Genomic DNA, 17,727 nt, shown 5'->3' on the forward strand with positions numbered 1-17,727 from the left:
TAATATACGAGGATAGCCGATGTCGTACCTTCAACAGGCAAACCACTATTATTTACTCAACGTCGAAACCGCACTTTCGCCCGAACAATTGTTTGATATTCACTTTTGGCAGCAGCAACGGCGGGTGATTGGACAGGCGAAAGGGCGCGGGATCACTTGGTTTTTACAGGCGGACGATTTGGATATCGGTAAAAATCTGGCGTTGCGCCACTATTATCGCGGCGGCTGGTCGGCAAAATTCAATCGTGACCGCTATTTCGACCGCTCTTTGAAAAACAGCCGCAGCTTTGCCGAATTCAAAATGCTACGCCGCCTGCACAAAGCCGGCTTGCCGGTGCCGCAACCGATTGCAGCGCGCGTCATCAAAAAAACCGTGGGCTATCAAGCGGATATTTTATTGGAAAGAGTGGAAAATTCTAGCGATCTGACCGCACTTTTACATCAGCAAACCTTATCCGTTGCACAATGGCAGGAAATCGGCGAACTCATCCGTCAAATGCATGATCTACAAGTCTGTCACCGTGATTTAAATGCGCACAATATTTTACTGCAACAACAAAACGGGCAACAAAAATTTTGGCTAATCGATTTTGACAAATGCGCTTTCTTATCCGGTGACGACTGGAAACAAGGCAATCTGGAACGGCTGCACCGCTCTTTTCTCAAAGAGGTCGGCAGAATGCGAATCCGCTTCAGCGAACAGAACTGGCAAGCCCTGCTCGACGGCTATCATCTCTAAACTTCGCGTTGTTTATTTAAAAGTGCGGTATAAACCGCTTCCGGCACCAACGCACGGGTGTCGCCGCCGTGCAGGCTGATTTCACGGATCATGGTCGAGGAGACATACGACCAGCGATCCGACGGCGGAAAAAACAGGCTCTCCACACCGTTGGTCAACAGCCGGTTCAAATGCGACAGTTGCAGCTCATATTCAAAATCCGCCACGGCACGCACGCCGCGAATAATCGCCTTGACCTGATACTGTTTGATCACATCTGCCAGCAGACCGGAAAAGCCTATCACCTCAACATTATCGAGGTGCAAGGTTGATTGTTTAACCAGCTCGATCCGCTGTTGCAAATCGAATAACGGCTTTTTGCTCGGGCTTGCCGCCACCGCCACAATAATTTGCGGAAACAGCAGCGCGCTGCGCTCGATAATATCCAAATGCCCGTTGGTAATTGGATCAAAAGTGCCGGGATAAATCACGCTGGTTTGCATATTGAAGTCCTATTTTTCGAGATAAGGTTGCAATAATAACATCAGGCGATCCAAAGCGCCTCTGTTTTTCATCAGCACTTGGTAGCCTGCCTCGCCGTAACGCTTCGCCTGTTGCGGTGCCGACAGCAAATCAGCGACACTTTTCGCCAGTTGATCGCTTTGTGCATCGATTTCCAGCACGCCGCGTACGGTGCGCAATTCGGCAAAAATTTCCGGAAAATTAAAGGTGTGCTTGCCGGAAATCACCGGCAATTTAAATGCCAACGGTTCCAGCGGATTATGACCGCCAATCGACAACAAACTGCCGCCGACAAAGGCTACATCGCTGATACCGTACATCTGCATCAGTTCGCCCATGGTATCAATTAACACGACTTGCGTCGTTTTACTCGGCAGTTGTTGCGTAGAGCGGCGCACCGCACTTAAGCCGGATTTTTCGATTAATTCATACACTGCTTGAAAACGTTCCGGATGGCGCGGCACGAGCAGCAGTAGCAAATCCGGATAGCGTTGCAATAAAGTGCGGTGCGCTTCCAGCACGATTTCATCTTCGCCCTGATGGGTGCTGGCGGCAACCCACACCGGACGTGCGTTCGGCAACCATTGGCTACGCAACTCGGCAACCTGCTGTTGCAAGACCGCACTTAAGCTCAAATCATATTTCAAATTACCGGTGATCGTCAGTTTGTTTTTATCGTAATCCAATCCTAAATAGCGACCGGCACTCACCCCGTCCTGCGCTGCAATATGCGTGATTTCCGACAGCATTTTGCGTAACAGCTTCTTCACTTTGCCGTAACGCCGCGCCGAGCGTGCCGACAGGCGGGCATTGGCAATCACAAACGGAATCTCACGTTTCGCCAGTTGGTGGATCAAATTCGGCCACAATTCGGTTTCCATCACAATACACAATTTCGGCTGGACAAAACGCAAAAAACGCGCCATCGAGGTCGGGGTGTCATACGGCAAATAAACATGGCTGACGTTGTCGCCGAATGCCGATTTCACCCGTTCGGAACCGGTCGGCGTAACAGTGGTAATCGTCACCGCCAAATCAGGATATTGGCTTAGAATCGCATTCACCAACGGCCGCGCCGCCAGCACTTCACCGACGGAAGCGGCATGAATCAACACGCCTCCCTTTTGCGGCGCAACCGTTTGTGCGCTATAAAAGCCATAACGCTCATTCAACCGACGGCGATAAGCGGGGGATTTGAGGCTGCGATAAAAATTATATAGCAGCACCAACGGTTGAATCAGATAAATTAATACATTATATATATAGAAAATCATTAGGTTTACTTTCCCCTCATACATTGGGTTTTGATTATACCCTATTCGGAACTTCTGTTAAGATAATAAGACATTTCGCTTAAAAGGAGTTAACATGCCAAAACCAACGCTTGCCGTTGCCATGATCGTAAAAAATGAAGAAAAACATCTTGCCGCTTGTTTAGATACGGTAAAAGATTGGGTCGATGAAATCGTGATTTTAGATTCCGGCAGCTGGGATCAAACTGAAGCCATTGCTCGTTGTTATACCGAGAAATTTTATCAAAACCTTGACTGGCGGGGCTTCGGTAAACAACGCCAGCTTGCCCAGCAATATGTGGCAAGTGATTATGTTTTATGGTTGGACGCCGATGAACGAGTTACCCCTGAATTACAGCGAGCCATTCAGCAAGCCGTCATCGCCGATAAGCCGGACACACTCTATCAAATCGGGCGTTGCAGTGAAGTTTTCGGGCGCGAAATCCGGCACTCCGGCTGGTATCCCGACTGGGTGATCCGCCTTTACCGCACTTCGGATACTCAATACAACGATTCGTTGGTTCATGAAAAAATCGTTGAACCGGATGGATTTAAGATCGAAAAATTGAGCGGTGATTTACGTCATTACACCTATGAGGATCTTTACCATTACCTGACTAAATCCGCTTTTTACGCCAAAGCTTGGGCAGAACAACGGCAAAAATCAGGAAAACGCGCCGGCCTATTGCAGGGAATTACCCATGCGCTCACCTGTTTTATCAAAATGTATCTGATAAAGCGCGGTTTTTTAGACGGTAAACAAGGCTTTTTATTGGCGGTTTTATCGGCACATTCAACATTTGTCAAATATGCCGATTTATGGATTCGCACCCAGACTGAAAAAAAGCCTTAATCTTGTTGCCAGTGTTGTTGCACAAAAGGAATAATCTGGGCGACAACCTGTTCGGCTTGAATCTGCGCCATTTCACGGCTCTCGTCATGCCCCTGAGGCGGTGTGAACGCCAAATGGCGATCGGTTTGATTAATCGGTTGCCAACGTAACGCTTTCGCCGAACGCTTGCTGGGGAAAAAGCCGACGGTCAAACCGTTCAAGGCCGCGGTTAAATGCAATGGTCCCGTTGAACCGGCAATAAACAGATCGGCGCAGGCTAAAGTGCGGGCAAAATCAAGCAGGCCGTCATTTTCGGCATAGATCTTGATCTGCTGCGCGCTTAAACCGCTCAATTTTGCCAAACTTTCCGCTTTTTCTTTTTCGCCCGGCCCTGCCGTCAGCACAATCTGACAGTCCAGCGATTGATTCAACCCTTGAACAATTTCAGCATACTGCCGCAAGGTTAAATTATTGGCCGAACCGCCTGTGCCGGCGTGGACAAAAACCCATTTTTTGCTTGGCGACAGCTCCAGAAGATCGATTAATTTTTGTTTTTGTTGTAACAATTCCGTCGCGGTAAACCTGAAATAAGGCGGATTCGGCTCTACAATCAGCAACCGTTGATCGCGTAAAAAGGCGCGAATCAAATCTAAATTATACTGATATTCCGCTTTTAATGATTGCGAACGGCGTTGCTTAATCCGCTTATTATATAAAAATTGGATAATTTTCGTTGCCGGTGCCAGACGATAGGGGATTCTCGCTTTCCACATCAACAGTGCATTATAACGATCCGAAAACAGATTAATCACCGCATCGAATTGTTGTTCACGAATCGTGTTTAACGTAGCTTGCTGCGCTGCTCGGCTCGCGTTTTTACCGGCATCAATAATCACCTCGTCAATATAAGGACAAGCGCGTGCCAATTCAGCGGTATACGCTGGTACAAGTGCGGTAATTTGCAAATTGGGCGCTGATTGTTTCAACATGGCAAAACTCGGCCATGCCAACATAAAATCACCTAATTTATCATTGCGGACAACTAAAATTTTTTTCATGCTGACACTGATCCCTCTTGAATATTGAGCCAATCTGCTTGGATAGCCTCTGGCGGAATTTCGTTCAGATTATGTTGGTAAAATAAAATATGGGTTTGCCCGTGATTATTTGGGTACCAATGGGTGAAATTAACCGGATCCTGCTGTTTATCTTGATAAAACGCGATGACGTTTTTGCTAAAACCACTGGCAATATGAATAATAGAAGTATCCGGCGAAATTACGGTTTCCGCCTGTTGAATCAATGCGATCGAATCAAAAATAGTTCGAGTGTCGGCATATACCACGACATTATCATATTTATCTGCAATTTTTGTTAATTGCGCGGTTACTTGCGGATAGGTGAGTAAGACAATCGTTTTATTCGCACACAACGGCGCTAAATAATCTAACAGGCGGATAATATTTTCTGTGGAAAAACGTCTGGCACTCGCCGCGCCAAAACAATTTAAAGCAATTATCGGCGCCAACTGATTCCGTACAATAAAATCGGCGATATTCTGCGTGCTGATCGGATCTTGCGGAATATCATATCGGTCGTCAATATTTTCAATCCCCAATAATCGCAATGCGTTGTAATAAACGGCTGAAAAATGCAGTTGCGGATCGGCGATATTCACATTAAATATTCCATACTCCGCTTTTAAATAACCGATATTCACCCTGGCATTAATTAAGCGAATTAACATCAGATCACGGTTACGCAAAAAAATCGTTGGGTCAATCAATACATCGTACCGCACTTTGCGCAGTTTCAATCCGGTTTTAAGATAATCAATGATATTTTTCTTTTTCACCCGATAAATATGATCAATATGCGGATTTTTAATAAACAGGCTGTCATCGCTGCACACTACGCCGATTTCAAGATTAGGGTTGTATTTTTTCAATTCGCGAAAAACAAACGAGCTGACGATATAATCGCCGATTTTACCGTCTTGGCGTAGAAAAAGAACCCGTTTTAACGAGGTTTGATCAAGCGCGCCTGTCGGTTTGGTTTGATCCAACAGCCGTTTGCCGAAGGCAATGCGCCATTGACGTAGCAATTGTTTAAATTTTTTCATGGTTTAATCGGATGGCTTATCAATACCAATACAAAAAACCCCGCTAGGCGGGGCTTGTTTCATTATTCAGAAAATTTATTTTTTCTCAATTTTTTCTTTCAGGGCTTGGATGCCTTGCGCGGCTTCCAATAATTTGGTTGTTGCTTGTTGCTGTAATGCGACCAAGGCATCTTGTTGTTCTTGGCTTGGCGGAGTAACCACATAGGTTGCGGAGTCGCTCATTAATTTAATAAAATCATCAAAACCGGAAGTGAATTTGCCTTGCAAGGCTTTGGCTTCGGCGGTTTTGATATTTAAACCGGCGACGCTGTTTTTGATTTCTTTATATTTATCTGCGATTTTGTTGAAGATCACCGCCTGCTCTTCCGGCGTGGTTGCGCTCATCAAATCCGTTTGGAATTTTTGAATTTCCGCCAGATTGCCGTTTTGTTCGGTTGCAACATCAAAAGCCTGTAAATCGGCTTTTAAATCGGCATTTTTATCACCACAGGCGACAACCGCTAAAGCAACGAATACGAAAGTAAAAAATTGGTAGAAACGTTTCATGGAATAATCCTCTAAAATGAATAAAATTTATCTTCTTGCGTCTTGTTTGTCTTAAAAATCGGACGCAAGATTCGGCTAGTTTACGACCTTTATTTGATTAGGTAAAGACATTGTCTGTTTTTACCGCAATTAATCGGCAGAATAATACAGCTTGCCGATCTCGATTTTTTGTCTGCCGCTGGCTTCGCGCCATTTGTTGGTATCACGCAAAGAGTAGACGCAGCCGCAATATTCCTGCTGATAAAAACGTTCGCGTTTGCTGATTTCAATCATACGCTGCGAACCACCGCCTTTGCGCCAATTGTAGTCCCAATATTCGACATCGTCATATTTTTCTGCCGCACGGTGTCCGCAACCGTTGATTTGATTCATGTCTTTCCAACGGGAAATGCCCAAACAGCTGGTAAACACAGGAAAGCCGTTTTGATGGGCGTATTCGGCGGCCTTTTCAAAACGCATGTCGAAACACATAGTGCAGCGAATACCGCGCTCCGGCTCGTCTTCCATACCTTTGGCACGATCAAACCAGTTTTGGCGGTCATAATCGGCATCGATAAACGGAATATTAAATTTTTCGGCAAAGCGGATATTTTCCTCTTTGCGGATCAGATACTCTTTCAGCGGGTGAATATTCGGGTTGTAAAAATAAATGGTAAATTCAATCCCTGAGGCTAAAATCGCTTCCATCACTTCGCCGGAACAAGGTGCGCAACAGGAGTGCAACAACAGCTTGTTGTGTCCGTTCGGCAGCGTCAAGTTAGGGCGCACAAACGGGCCTTTTTCTTTTTGTTTACGCCGCTTCTCACGCACCGATTGCACTGGCACGGCGTTAAAGTGCGGTTCACTGGTTTGTACGCTTTTTTGTGCGTTTTCTGCAACCGCACTTGCTTGGTTTAAATCTAATTCAGTCATCATGTTAATCTTAATAAGTGCGGTCAACGGATAAATACGCTAACGCAATCAGCGCTTGTTTATAATCACTCTCGGCAAGCGGCGCAAGGGCATCAACCGCTTTTTGCGCTTCTTGCCGCGCTTTTTGCATGGCGTAATGCAACGATCCGTGCTGCTGCATCGCTGCCAGCACTTGCGGCAGTTGATCGCGCCCGTTGCCTTGCTCAATCACCGCACGAATCAAGGCTTGTTGCTGCGGATCCCCGTGTTGCATGGCATGTAAGAGCGGTAACGTCGGCTTGCCTTCCGCCAAATCATCACCGATGTTTTTACCCAACGCCTGCTGATCGGCGCTGTAATCCAACACATCATCGACCAGCTGGAACGCCGTGCCGAGATAACGTCCGTAATCTTGTAGCGCTTGCTCGATCCGCTCATCGGCTTGGGTGACAATCGCGGCACATTGGGTCGCGGCTTCAAACAGACGCGCGGTTTTGCTGTAAATCACCTGCATATAGCTTTGTTCGCTGGTGTTCGGATCATTACAGTTCATCAACTGCAACACTTCCCCTTCGGCGATCACATTGGTGGCATCGGACATAATCTTCAGGATCTTCAACGAATCCAACGAGGTCATCAACTGAAACGCGCGGGTATAAATAAAATCGCCGACCAACACGCTGGCGGCATTGCCGAACAACGCATTGGCGGTCTCTTTACCGCGCCGCATATCCGATTCGTCCACCACATCATCATGCAGCAACGTCGCAGTGTGGATAAACTCGATAAAGGTCGCGGCCGTAATATGCGCCGCACCCTGATAGCCGAGCGCACGCGCCGCCAGCACGGCGATCATCGGACGAATCCGCTTACCGCCGCCGCTGATAATATAATGTCCGAGCTGGTTGATCAGCACCACATCGGAATTCATTTGTGCCAGAATCAATTCATTGACTTTGCCCATATCATCGGCGCAAAGGGCTTGGATCTTTTTAAGATCAAACGAGAGTTGTTGTTTCGTCATGCCTGCAAATTTGTTAGATGTCGATTATTCAGGGGCTGATTGTACCTGAATTTTGCCAATAGCTAAACAGGATTTCAGGCATCAACGCACATGAGGATCAAATTTTTTAGACTTATCCGAAATAGTTGCTTGCTATCGGCTGAATTTTTGCGTAAAATCCGCACCCTATTTATATGAATTTTGATTGTGCCTACTCAAGTAAACAGCTTTGTTTATTCGGCACATACTTTTAGCGGAGTTTTTTTCTATGTACGCGGTTTTCCAAAGTGGCGGCAAACAACACAGAGTGAGCGAAGGTCAAGTAGTTCGTTTAGAAAAACTTGAAATCTCGACCGGTGAAACGGTTGAATTCGATTCAGTGTTGATGGTCGTCAACGGTGAAGATGTAAAAATTGGTGCCCCATTAGTTGATGGCGGTAAAGTAGTGGCTGAAGTAGTGGCTCACGGTCGTGGCGATAAAATTAAAATCGTTAAATTCCGTCGTCGTAAACACAGTCGTAAACAACAAGGTCACCGTCAGTGGTTCACGGAAGTGAAAATCACTGGTATCAGTGCCTAATTTAGAGGAGATCGAAAATGGCTCATAAAAAAGCTGGTGGTTCCACTCGCAACGGTCGTGACTCTGAAAGTAAACGTCTTGGTGTTAAACGCTTTGGCGGTGAATCAGTATTAGCCGGTAGCATCATCGTTCGTCAACGTGGTACTAAATTCCACGCTGGCAGCAATGTTGGTATTGGTCGTGACCACACTCTGTTTGCTACTGCAAACGGTAAAGTTAAATTTGAAGTGAAAGGCGATAAAAATCGCAAATATGTAAGTATTATCGCTGACTAATTTAAACTGAGAGTTTGAGAACCCCGCACTTTTATAGCGCGGGGTTTTTTATTGTCGTCGAAGCAGGTAGAATAGCAGGTCATTACTGCCTGAAAAGTCACTGAATAAGTTGAAATAACCATGAAACAGACAATCCGACCGGTAAGCGGCTTCCTTTTTGCCCTCGCCACTGCCATTTGTTGGGGAACCGTACCTTTGGCGTTGAAACCAATCGTGCAAATTATCGACAGCAGTACGATTGTCTGGTATCGCTTTGCTGTTGCGGCAATCGGATTGTTGGTTATCTTAACGTTGTTGGATAAATTACCGCATGCCAAACTGCTGCTCAGCCCACGTTTCCGCTGGCTGACGGTGATTGGCATCTTTGCACTCGGCGGTAACTTTTTGCTGTTCAACACATCGCTGACCTATTTGGATCCGGCCGTGACCCAAGTCATTGCGCAAGTTTCGCCTTTCCTGATGATGGTGGCAAGTGCGGTTTTCTTGAAAGAGTTGATTGGTCCGACGCAAAAAATCGGCGCTGTGTTATTGATCATCGGCTTGTTGCTGTTTTTTAACGAACGCTTGGCTGAACTTTTTACCAGCATGACTGCCTACACCAAAGGTGTGCTGCTCAGTTTATCCGCTGCGTTAGTTTGGGTCGGCTATGGTTTGGCACAGAAACTGATGTTGCGCCGTTTCAATTCGCAACAAATTTTACTGATTTTTTACGCCGGTTCAGCGCTATTGTTTACCCCCTTGGCAACGCCAAGCGATGTCACGAAGCTGCCTTGGTTTGAACTTTTTTGTTTGGCTTACTGCTGTTTAAATACGCTAGTGGCTTACGGCTCTTATGCCGAAGCAATCAACCGTTGGGATGTATCCAAAGTCAGTGCGATTATCACGCTGACACCGCTGTTTACCATTCTGTTTTCGGAAATCGCGCACTGGGTTGCCCCCAATGTCTTTGCGTTACCGGATTTAAACTTATTATCATATATCGGCGCTTGTGTCGTGGTTGCCGGTGCATTATGTTCGGCAATCGGACACAAATTTTTATTTCGTCATAAAAATTAAAATGTTATGTCTTAGCTGATAAGCAACATAACCCACCATATGACGGACAGGAGAACAAGATGAAATTTATTGATGAAGCGTTAATTCGCATTGAAGCCGGTGACGGCGGCAACGGCTGTGTCAGTTTCCGCCGTGAAAAATACATTCCCAAAGGCGGTCCTGACGGCGGCGACGGCGGCGACGGCGGCGATGTTTATCTGATTGCCGACGAAAACCTGAACACGTTGATCGATTACCGCTTCGAAAAACGTTTTGCCGCCGAACGCGGCGAAAACGGCCGCAGTGCCAACTGTACCGGACATCGCGGTAAAGATATTACCTTGCGTGTGCCGGTCGGAACCCGTGCAATTGATCACGATACCCAAGAGATTGTCGGCGATTTGACCCGACACGGCATGAAAATGCTAGTGGCAAAAGGCGGGTATCATGGTTTGGGCAACACCCGCTTTAAATCCTCAATCAACCGCACCCCACGGCAAAAAACCAACGGCACGGCAGGTGAAAAACGCGATCTGCAACTGGAATTGATGTTATTGGCCGATGTCGGCATGTTAGGATTGCCCAACGCCGGTAAATCGACCTTTATCCGCGCCGTTTCCGCCGCAAAACCGAAAGTGGCGGATTATCCGTTCACCACCTTAGTGCCGAGTTTAGGCGTTGCCAGAGTCGACTCCAACCGCAGTTTTGTCATCGCCGATATTCCGGGCTTGATCGAGGGGGCTGCCGACGGCGCAGGCTTGGGGATTCGTTTCCTGAAACATCTGGAACGTTGCCGTGTTTTAATCCATTTAGTCGATTTGGAGCCGATCGATCAAAGCGATCCGGCGGATAATATTGCCATTATCGAATCGGAACTGTTGCAATACAGCGAAGCCTTGGCGGAAAAACCGCGCTGGTTGGTTTTCAATAAAATTGATATTTTAAGCGACGACGATGCGCGTGCCAAAGCCGAAGAAATCACGGCACGCTTGGGCTGGGAAGAGGATTATTATCTGATTTCCGCCGCTACCGGCAAAAATGTCAAAGATCTGTGCCGTGATATCATGCAATTTATCGAAGATAATCCGCGTGAAACCGAACAAGCCGAGCCACAGAGCGAAGAAGTGAAATTCAAATGGGACGATTACCATCAACAACAAATTGCGGCGCATAGCCATGAAAGCGATGATGACGATGATTGGGACGATTGGTCGGAAGAGGACGAAGAAGGCGTAGAAATTATCTACAAGCCATAAGGCTGAACCGCACTTTTAACCGCACTTTGTACTTACCATGCAAAGTGCGGTTTGCTTTTGAAGCGCTAATTAAATAGTGAAGTCACTACCAAAACCCAGACAATACTGCCCAACGGCCCCAATAACCCCATCGAAACACCGCCCAACCTAAATTCTGCCTGCTTAATCAAGCCGGTACTGAACGCAATCGCATTCGGCGGAGTGGATACCGGCAGCAACAAGGCACAAGAGGCGCTGAGCGCAATCACCAACGGCAACACCGCCGGACTAAAATCACCGCTGGAAATACTCATCAGCGACAACGCTATCGGTACCAAAATGGTGGTCGCTGCCGTATTACTCATAAAGTTAGACAGCAAAACCGTAATAAAACCAAACAGCAACATCAGCAGATAAAAATTAATCTGCACATGGCTGAGTTTATCCACAAAATGGCTGGCCAATTCCTGTTCCTGAATCGCCATTCCCAAGGCCAAACCACCGGCGACCAACATTAAGGTATCCCACGGCAAAGAGCGGACATCATCTGCGTCCAACACGCCTAACATGGTCAAGGCTACAATCGGAATACCCGATACTGCGGCAATCGGAATACCAAACCATTTAGAGGTCAGCCAGAAAAACAACGTCACCGCCAATACGACAATCATAATGGTTTTCTGCAAACGCAACTCTTTCGCAACAAAGTGATCGCCACAATTTTCTTCCCCCGGTACGGCAAATTGAATATTCATCTCTTCACGCCCGACACGATAACGGCGCAGTAAGATTCGCCAAAAAATATAGAGCAGGATAAAGGCGATAGGCACACCGATAATCATCCATTCCAAGAAAGAAATGCTGATCCCGACCGCCTCCAACGCCCCCACGGCGATCGCATTCGGCGCTGATCCGATAATCGTTCCCATACCGCCGATCGAAGCCGCCGTCGGAATACCCAGCAACAAGGCGCGCGAGAAATTGGACTTTTTATCCAAAGAAGCAAAAATCGGGCTGACGGTTGCAATCATCATCGCGGTTGTTGCCGTATTACTCATCAACATGGAAATCACGGCCGTCGTCAACATCAATCCCAACAGGATAAATTCCGGTTTTTTACCGAATTTTGGCAATAGAATTTTAAGCAATGCTTCATCCAGTTTGGTTTTTTTCATTCCTTCCGCCAGAAAAAAACCGCCCAAGAATAACCAAATCACACCATCAGACCAAGTTTGAACATAACGCATCGCATGTTGGTTTTCATCGGTGCCCATCACCACCACCAAATAACCAATCACAAGAATCCCAACGGAAAACGGCGGAATCGCTTCGGTAATCCACAAGGCTATCGCCATGAACAGCAACACCAATACCAAATTCTGAGTTTGGGTAAAGCCGGGATCCGATAACCAATACATCATTCCCAAACCAAATAAAATGGAGAGGAGAAACTGGATAACCTTGCTTTGCCTTGCCATCGCAAAAGGATAAAGGCTCAATTTTTTAAGAGAATATGCTCGTGAATCTGCCATAAAATACATCCATTAAATCAAATCGGTAACGATGATTTTAGGCGGAATACACCACTTTCGACAAACTATCCGGCGACAAACTGCTAGTTACTTCACATATTATTTTGCAAAACAACAATTAACTAGCAAAGAATTAACGATAAAATTACAAAACGATTGATAAAGAATAACTTATCATAGGTTGCACACACTTGCCTGCTATTTCCGGCAATAAAAAACCCCGCCGTAGCGAGGTTTGTCAAACTGGTCGTATCAGATTAAAGCACAACCACATCAACCGCTGCCGGGCCGCGTTGAGAGTCTTGTACGTTAAATTCTACACGCGCACCTTCTTCCAAGGTTCTGTAGTTATCACCTACGATTCCTGAAAAGTGAACAAACAGATCTTTGCTGCCGTTCGCAGGGGTGATGAAGCCGAAGCCTTTAGTTGAGTTGAACCATTTTACAGAACCGGTTAATTTAGACATGATGTCATCCTTAATAAATTAAATTTTAAATGTTCGCTTGAAATAAGCGGTTTGCTAATAACTTGAACTTAGATAGAGATTGGTATTCAAAGACTTTCAGGAAAACAAAATAAAATTTGTATTAAGGAAGTGCAGGAAATATCGAACTTAAATAAACTGTCGTCTAGCTGGAAACGATTAGAACACGATTATGATCGAATAACAAGCGGTTTCTGGTTTTATTTTCAAAATTGATAAACACATGGCACGCCCTACAGGATTCGAACCTGTGACCTACGGCTTAGAAGGCCGTTGCTCTATCCAGCTGAGCTAAGGGCGCATTGTCGTTGGATATGAAAAAAGGGAAGCAAGAAGTGGTCGGCGAGATAGGATTTGAACCTACGACCCACTGGTCCCAAACCAGTTGCGCTACCAAGCTGCGCTACTCGCCGACAAGTAGCGTGCATTATAAGAGCCTGAATTTTTTCGTCAATCATTTTTTGCTTTTTTTAGTTCAGTCGCTTATTTTTTAACGGATTCAGGGTTACAATAACCGCACTTTTCTGCCAAAATATCTGTTTTAGCCATATTGGTTTATTCTTCTGTATCACATTAAAAGGACGACTCATGTCAGCTCAAATTATTTCCGGCACGCAAATTGCCAAGCAAATCAAAACGGAAATTGCCGAACAAATTTCTCAACGCCTTGCTTGTGGAAAACGTGCGCCGGGCTTGGCAGTCATTTTGGTCGGGGCTGATCCGGCGTCGCAAGTCTATGTCGGCAGTAAACGCAAAAGCTGTGCCGAATTGGGGATTCACTCCAAATCTTACGATCTACCGGCAGATACCAGTGAGCAAGAACTCCTACAACTGATTGACCAATTAAACGCTGACGCAACGATTGACGGTATTTTGGTACAGCTGCCATTGCCGCAACAAATCGACTCGACCAAGGTGATCGAACGGATCACACCAAGCAAGGACGTGGACGGATTCCATCCGTACAATGTCGGTCGTCTGTGCCAACGCATTCCGCTGCTGCGTGCCTGCACGCCTTACGGCATTATCAAACTGTTGCAAACCACCGAAATTGATCTGTACGGCCAGCATGCAGTCGTGGTCGGCGCGTCCAATATCGTCGGCCGCCCGATGGCGCTGGAACTGCTGCTCGCCGGTTGCACCGTCACCGTTACCCACCGTTTCACCAAGGATCTGCAAAATCATGTACGCCAAGCCGATATTCTGGTGGTTGCCGTCGGTAAACCGCACTTTATCCCCGGCGAATGGATTAAACCGGGTGCGGTTGTGATTGATGTCGGTATTAACCGCACCGAAAACGGGCTGGTAGGCGATGTTGATTTTGACACGGCGTCACAACAGGCCGGCTTTATCACTCCGGTTCCGGGCGGTGTTGGGCCGATGACCGTCGCCATGCTGATGAGCAACACGTTGTATGCTTGTGAGCATTATCATGACAAATAGCGTATACTAGGGCGTCCTAAGGCGGAAACTTAACTTGCCAAGCTCAAGTTTTTTGTCTTGCAACCTAACGTTAGGAGAACACCATGACTTTGAAAAAAAACGCAATATTGATCGCAGTTTGTTCAGTCGCTTTGGCCGCTTGCTCTGCCGACAGCACATCGGGCGATATCAAGGTAAAGGACTATCAGCAACCGGTACTGGACGCCAAATGGGTACAATATCAATGTGAAGCCGGCGTGGATCAACAACAAGCCGAAGCGCGTTATCACTTTGGCGAAGCCACGGCGATTGCCCAAGTCAAATTGGGCGAAGAAATTCTGACCCTGGACTATGACGGCGAGCGTTCCAACGCCGAAACCACGGTGTTCAGCGTCGGCAATTATGCCTGGTCTATCAGCAATAAATTTGCCGGACAAAAACCGGAATTGGAAGACAACGGTTTCCTGACTGTCAGAAAAACCGAAACCGTTAATGCAACCACAGTTGAAGTGGAAGAAATCCTGAAAAAAGCCTGTTTTCCGCTGAAATAAACGGTTAACCGACACACCAGCAAAGTGCGGTAGCAGGCTAACCTGTACCGCACTTTTGCCTTTTTAGCCCTATTATTTACGCTTTACGCCACGTTGTGCCGTTGGCGCCGTCTTCCAGCACAATCCCCATTGCCGTCAGTTTATTGCGCGCTTCGTCTGCCGCCGCCCAGTTTTTATCGGCGCGCGCTTGATTGCGTTGCTGAATCAACGCTTCGATTTCGGCGACTTCGCTATCGTCCGAACCGGCTTGCAAAAACTCTTCCGGTTGTTGATACAAAATGCCGAGTACGTCGCCCAATTCACGCAAACGTGCGGCTAAACCATCGGCTTGGTTTGGATTTTCCTGTTTGGCTCTGTTGACCGCTCTTGCCAGTTCAAATAGCACCGACAACGCATTCGGCGTGTTGAAATCGTCATCCATCGCCTCGTTAAACGCCGCCACAAATTCTTCACCACCGCTGGCAACCGCACTTGGGTCAGTGCCTCGCAGGGCGGTGTATAAACGTTCAAGTGCGGTATGCGCCAAGTTCAGATTCTCTTCACTGTAATTCAATTGGCTGCGGTAGTGGGCGGTCAACAGAAAATAGCGCACACTTTCGCCGTTGTAATGCTTCAGCACCTCACGCACCGTGAAAAAATTGCCAAGCGATTTCGACATTTTCTCTTTATCAACCATAATCATGCCGGAGTGAATCCAATAATTGACATAATTATCACCGTGCGCACAGCAGGACTGCGCAATCTCATTTTCATGATGCGGGAACATCAAATCCGAGCCGCCGCCGTGAATATCAAAATGCGCGCCCAGTTCTTTGTGATTCATCGCCGAACATTCGATATGCCAGCCCGGACGCCCCAAACCCCACGGCGATTGCCAACTTGGTTCGTTTGGTTTTGACATTTTCCACAGCACGAAATCCATCGGATTTTGCTTAATCGAGGAAATTTCCACCCGCGCACCGGCTTGCAGCTGATCCAGATCTTGCCGTGACAGCAAGCCGTATTTGCCAAAACTCGGCACCGAGAACATCACATCGCCGTTATCCGCTACATAAGCATGTTTACGCGCCAGCAATTTCTCGACAATCGCAATAATTTCTGCGATATGGTGGGTAGCGCGCGGTTCGCTGTTCGGCGCTTGAATATTCAATGCTTTGAAATCGTTGTGCATTTCAACCACCATACGATCGACCAACTGATCGCAGCTTTCGTTGTTTTCCAGCGCACGTTTGATGATTTTATCGTCCACATCGGTGATGTTGCGTACATAATTCAGTTGATAACCGCTGTAGCGCAGATAACGGGCAATCATGTCAAAACAAACGAAAGTGCGTCCATGCCCGATATGGCAGAAATCATAGACCGTTACGCCGCAAACATACATGCCGACTTTGCCTGGTTCAATCGGGGTAAACACTTCTTTCTCTCGTTTTAAGGTATTATAAATTTTTAACATGATTTCACTCTCTAAACCGCACTTATAGCGATCCTGCTGTTTTTATGGAATAATAGCCGCCACTTTTATCACCCGTTATAGGATATAAATTATGGTAACCCTACACACTAATTTTGGCGATATAAAAATCGCATTAAACACTGAAAAAGCCCCAATTACCAGCGAAAACTTTTTAAATTACTGCAAAAAAGGCTTTTACGATAACACCATTTTCCACCGCGTAATCGACGGCTTTATGATCCAAGGCGGCGGTATGGAAGTCGGCATGAAAGAGAAAGCGACCGATGCGCCGATCCAAAATGAAGCCAACAACGGTTTAAGCAACAAAAAAGGCACTATCGCCATGGCTCGCACCAGCGATCCGCACTCCGCTACCGCCCAGTTTTTTATCAACGTCGCCGACAACAACTTTTTGGATTACCGCGGCAAAAAAATGTACGATCGCGACGTGGTTCAAGAGTGGGGCTACGCCGTGTTTGGTGAAGTGGTTGAAGGCATGGACGTGGTGGAGAAAATCCGCAAAGTCAAAACCGGCAACCACGGCTTCCACCAAGATGTGCCGAAAGAAGATGTGATTATTCAATCAGTGACGGTTGCGTAAGTTATATTCGCTAGAATAAAGCCGGTTAGTGCCGGCTTTTTTGTTTGATAGCCCAAGAACTTTAAAAACCATCTAATAAAAAATCTATCGCATTTTTAATTAGCTGTCGTTGCGAGAGTAAACTCGCCACCTCGTCCCCCAATAGTGTAGTGCGGACACTTGCCATTTCATGAGTCATCAATAAATAATCTTCCCCTTCAATATGAATAACCGGATTTAATCTTTCCGCCGGACGAGCCTGAAATAACTTTAACGGAAATAGCGGAATAACTAAGCGAGTATTTAAATTACCGATAATATCACTTTGCACATCAACTAAATACGGATAGTTTATATTGCTTCGATTACGATATAGCATATATTGCATGATCAAAATGTCCTATATTCATCAGATAATAGACCATATTTTTCAGTAATATCATTCAGTTCCTGCAAGGCTTCTCGATTATTTACTTTCCAGTTTTCAGCTTGTAATTTTCTTAACTCTTCTTTTAATGCGGTTGATAGTGTAGCCGATAAATTTAAACCCATTTCTCGTGCTTGAGAAAGTAGCTCAAGATCTAAGGTCACACTCACTGTTTTCTTCTGAATAACTGCCATAAACCATGTCCTATTCATTTGTTAAAGAC

20 protein-coding genes, 2 tRNA genes and 1 pseudogene are annotated in these 17,727 nt (G+C 46.4%); 9 read left to right on the plus strand and 14 right to left on the minus strand.

Annotation, left to right across the window (positions count from 1 at the left end; translation table 11 throughout):
- The first annotated feature begins 19 nt into the window (after nucleotides 1-19).
- The gene (locus B8880_RS13805) at nucleotides 20-739 is read left to right on the plus strand and encodes a 3-deoxy-D-manno-octulosonic acid kinase (RefSeq protein ID WP_084258152.1); all 720 of its coding nucleotides are present in this window, start codon (nucleotides 20-22) and stop codon (nucleotides 737-739) included.
- Here B8880_RS13805 and coaD read toward each other — a convergent pair.
- A complete protein-coding gene (gene coaD, locus B8880_RS13810) occupies nucleotides 736-1,221 on the minus strand; it encodes a pantetheine-phosphate adenylyltransferase (RefSeq protein ID WP_084258153.1) in 486 nt (161 codons plus the stop codon). The two genes, B8880_RS13805 and coaD, sit on opposite strands and share 4 nt — an antisense overlap.
- Nucleotides 1,222-1,230: 9 nt before the next feature.
- Complete coding sequence (waaA, locus tag B8880_RS13815) at nucleotides 1,231-2,514, minus strand: lipid IV(A) 3-deoxy-D-manno-octulosonic acid transferase (RefSeq protein WP_084258154.1); 1,284 nt, start codon at nucleotides 2,512-2,514, stop codon at nucleotides 1,231-1,233.
- Nucleotides 2,515-2,608: 94 nt separating this feature from the next.
- Here waaA and B8880_RS13820 point away from each other — a divergent pair, with 94 nt between their 5' ends.
- Nucleotides 2,609-3,385, plus strand: coding sequence for a glycosyltransferase family 2 protein (locus B8880_RS13820; RefSeq protein ID WP_084258155.1), 777 nt, complete (start codon nucleotides 2,609-2,611; stop codon nucleotides 3,383-3,385).
- On the opposite strand, the gene B8880_RS13825 is transcribed toward B8880_RS13820, so the two are convergent.
- The 5 genes and pseudogenes from B8880_RS13825 to ispB all read right to left on the minus strand — a co-directional run bounded on the left by B8880_RS13825 (nucleotide 3,382) and on the right by ispB (nucleotide 7,947).
- The gene (locus B8880_RS13825) at nucleotides 3,382-4,422 is read right to left on the minus strand and encodes a glycosyltransferase family 9 protein (protein ID WP_084258156.1); all 1,041 of its coding nucleotides are present in this window, start codon (nucleotides 4,420-4,422) and stop codon (nucleotides 3,382-3,384) included. The two genes, B8880_RS13820 and B8880_RS13825, sit on opposite strands and share 4 nt — an antisense overlap.
- Nucleotides 4,419-5,486 (minus strand): glycosyltransferase family 9 protein, encoded by a 1,068-nt coding sequence (locus tag B8880_RS13830; RefSeq protein WP_084258157.1) that lies wholly within the window; start codon nucleotides 5,484-5,486, stop codon nucleotides 4,419-4,421. The genes B8880_RS13825 and B8880_RS13830 overlap by 4 nt, the downstream gene beginning before the upstream one ends.
- Before the next feature lie 75 nt (nucleotides 5,487-5,561).
- A complete protein-coding gene (locus B8880_RS13835; protein ID WP_084258158.1) occupies nucleotides 5,562-6,032 on the minus strand; it encodes a hypothetical protein in 471 nt (156 codons plus the stop codon).
- Between the two features lie 129 nt (nucleotides 6,033-6,161).
- Nucleotides 6,162-6,806: pseudogene (locus tag B8880_RS13840) on the minus strand (epoxyqueuosine reductase QueH); the annotation flags it as partial.
- A gap of 148 nt (nucleotides 6,807-6,954) precedes the next feature.
- Entirely contained in the window at nucleotides 6,955-7,947 is a 993-nt protein-coding gene (ispB, locus tag B8880_RS13845) for an octaprenyl diphosphate synthase (RefSeq protein ID WP_084258159.1), read from the minus strand.
- Between the two features lie 247 nt (nucleotides 7,948-8,194).
- On the opposite strand from ispB, the gene rplU reads away from it, so the two are divergent.
- From rplU to cgtA, 4 genes are all read left to right on the plus strand, one after another.
- Nucleotides 8,195-8,506 carry a 50S ribosomal protein L21 gene (gene rplU / locus B8880_RS13850; protein ID WP_084258160.1) on the plus strand — a complete coding sequence of 104 codons (312 nt, stop codon included), beginning with the start codon at nucleotides 8,195-8,197 and terminating at the stop codon, nucleotides 8,504-8,506.
- A 17-nt stretch (nucleotides 8,507-8,523) separates the two neighbouring features.
- Nucleotides 8,524-8,781: a 50S ribosomal protein L27 gene (gene rpmA, locus B8880_RS13855; protein ID WP_034614873.1), complete on the plus strand. Its 258-nt coding sequence runs from the start codon at nucleotides 8,524-8,526 to the stop codon at nucleotides 8,779-8,781.
- 120 nt (nucleotides 8,782-8,901) lie between these two features.
- The gene (locus B8880_RS13860) at nucleotides 8,902-9,837 is read left to right on the plus strand and encodes a DMT family transporter (protein ID WP_084258161.1); all 936 of its coding nucleotides are present in this window, start codon (nucleotides 8,902-8,904) and stop codon (nucleotides 9,835-9,837) included.
- 59 nt (nucleotides 9,838-9,896) lie between these two features.
- Nucleotides 9,897-11,072: an Obg family GTPase CgtA gene (gene cgtA, locus B8880_RS13865; protein WP_084258162.1), complete on the plus strand. Its 1,176-nt coding sequence runs from the start codon at nucleotides 9,897-9,899 to the stop codon at nucleotides 11,070-11,072.
- Nucleotides 11,073-11,137: 65 nt separating this feature from the next.
- Here the strand turns inward: cgtA and B8880_RS13870 are convergent, their stop codons facing one another.
- The 4 genes from B8880_RS13870 to B8880_RS13885 form a co-directional block, all read right to left on the minus strand.
- On the minus strand, nucleotides 11,138-12,472 hold the full coding sequence (locus B8880_RS13870; RefSeq protein ID WP_418889023.1) for an SLC13 family permease: 1,335 nt from the start codon (nucleotides 12,470-12,472) through the stop codon (nucleotides 11,138-11,140).
- 368 nt (nucleotides 12,473-12,840) lie between these two features.
- Nucleotides 12,841-13,050: a transcription antiterminator/RNA stability regulator CspE gene (cspE, locus tag B8880_RS13875; protein ID WP_084258164.1), complete on the minus strand. Its 210-nt coding sequence runs from the start codon at nucleotides 13,048-13,050 to the stop codon at nucleotides 12,841-12,843.
- Between the two features lie 242 nt (nucleotides 13,051-13,292).
- Nucleotides 13,293-13,369 (minus strand) — tRNA-Arg (locus tag B8880_RS13880).
- A gap of 35 nt (nucleotides 13,370-13,404) precedes the next feature.
- Nucleotides 13,405-13,481 (minus strand) — tRNA-Pro (locus tag B8880_RS13885).
- 175 nt (nucleotides 13,482-13,656) lie between these two features.
- Here B8880_RS13885 and folD point away from each other — a divergent pair.
- Together folD and B8880_RS13895 are read left to right on the plus strand one after the other, a co-directional pair.
- Nucleotides 13,657-14,511, plus strand: a complete 855-nt coding sequence (folD, locus tag B8880_RS13890; RefSeq protein WP_084258165.1) for a bifunctional methylenetetrahydrofolate dehydrogenase/methenyltetrahydrofolate cyclohydrolase FolD — start codon at nucleotides 13,657-13,659, stop codon at nucleotides 14,509-14,511.
- A gap of 83 nt (nucleotides 14,512-14,594) precedes the next feature.
- The gene (locus B8880_RS13895) at nucleotides 14,595-15,041 is read left to right on the plus strand and encodes a hypothetical protein (protein ID WP_084258166.1); all 447 of its coding nucleotides are present in this window, start codon (nucleotides 14,595-14,597) and stop codon (nucleotides 15,039-15,041) included.
- Nucleotides 15,042-15,117: 76 nt separating this feature from the next.
- On the opposite strand, the gene cysS is transcribed toward B8880_RS13895, so the two are convergent.
- Entirely contained in the window at nucleotides 15,118-16,497 is a 1,380-nt protein-coding gene (gene cysS / locus B8880_RS13900; protein WP_084258167.1) for a cysteine--tRNA ligase, read from the minus strand.
- 91 nt (nucleotides 16,498-16,588) lie between these two features.
- Here cysS and B8880_RS13905 point away from each other — a divergent pair, with 91 nt between their 5' ends.
- Nucleotides 16,589-17,098: a peptidylprolyl isomerase gene (locus B8880_RS13905; RefSeq protein WP_084258168.1), complete on the plus strand. Its 510-nt coding sequence runs from the start codon at nucleotides 16,589-16,591 to the stop codon at nucleotides 17,096-17,098.
- A 61-nt stretch (nucleotides 17,099-17,159) separates the two neighbouring features.
- Here the strand turns inward: B8880_RS13905 and B8880_RS13910 are convergent, their stop codons facing one another.
- Nucleotides 17,160-17,465, minus strand: coding sequence for a CcdB family protein (locus tag B8880_RS13910; protein ID WP_084258169.1), 306 nt, complete (start codon nucleotides 17,463-17,465; stop codon nucleotides 17,160-17,162).
- 2 nt (nucleotides 17,466-17,467) lie between these two features.
- Nucleotides 17,468-17,698: a type II toxin-antitoxin system CcdA family antitoxin gene (locus B8880_RS13915; protein WP_115306432.1), complete on the minus strand. Its 231-nt coding sequence runs from the start codon at nucleotides 17,696-17,698 to the stop codon at nucleotides 17,468-17,470.
- Nucleotides 17,699-17,727 lie beyond the last annotated feature (29 nt).

It is taken from the genome of Pasteurella testudinis DSM 23072, from assembly GCF_900176075.1.
GTDB lineage: Bacteria > Pseudomonadota > Gammaproteobacteria > Enterobacterales > Pasteurellaceae > Chelonobacter > Chelonobacter testudinis.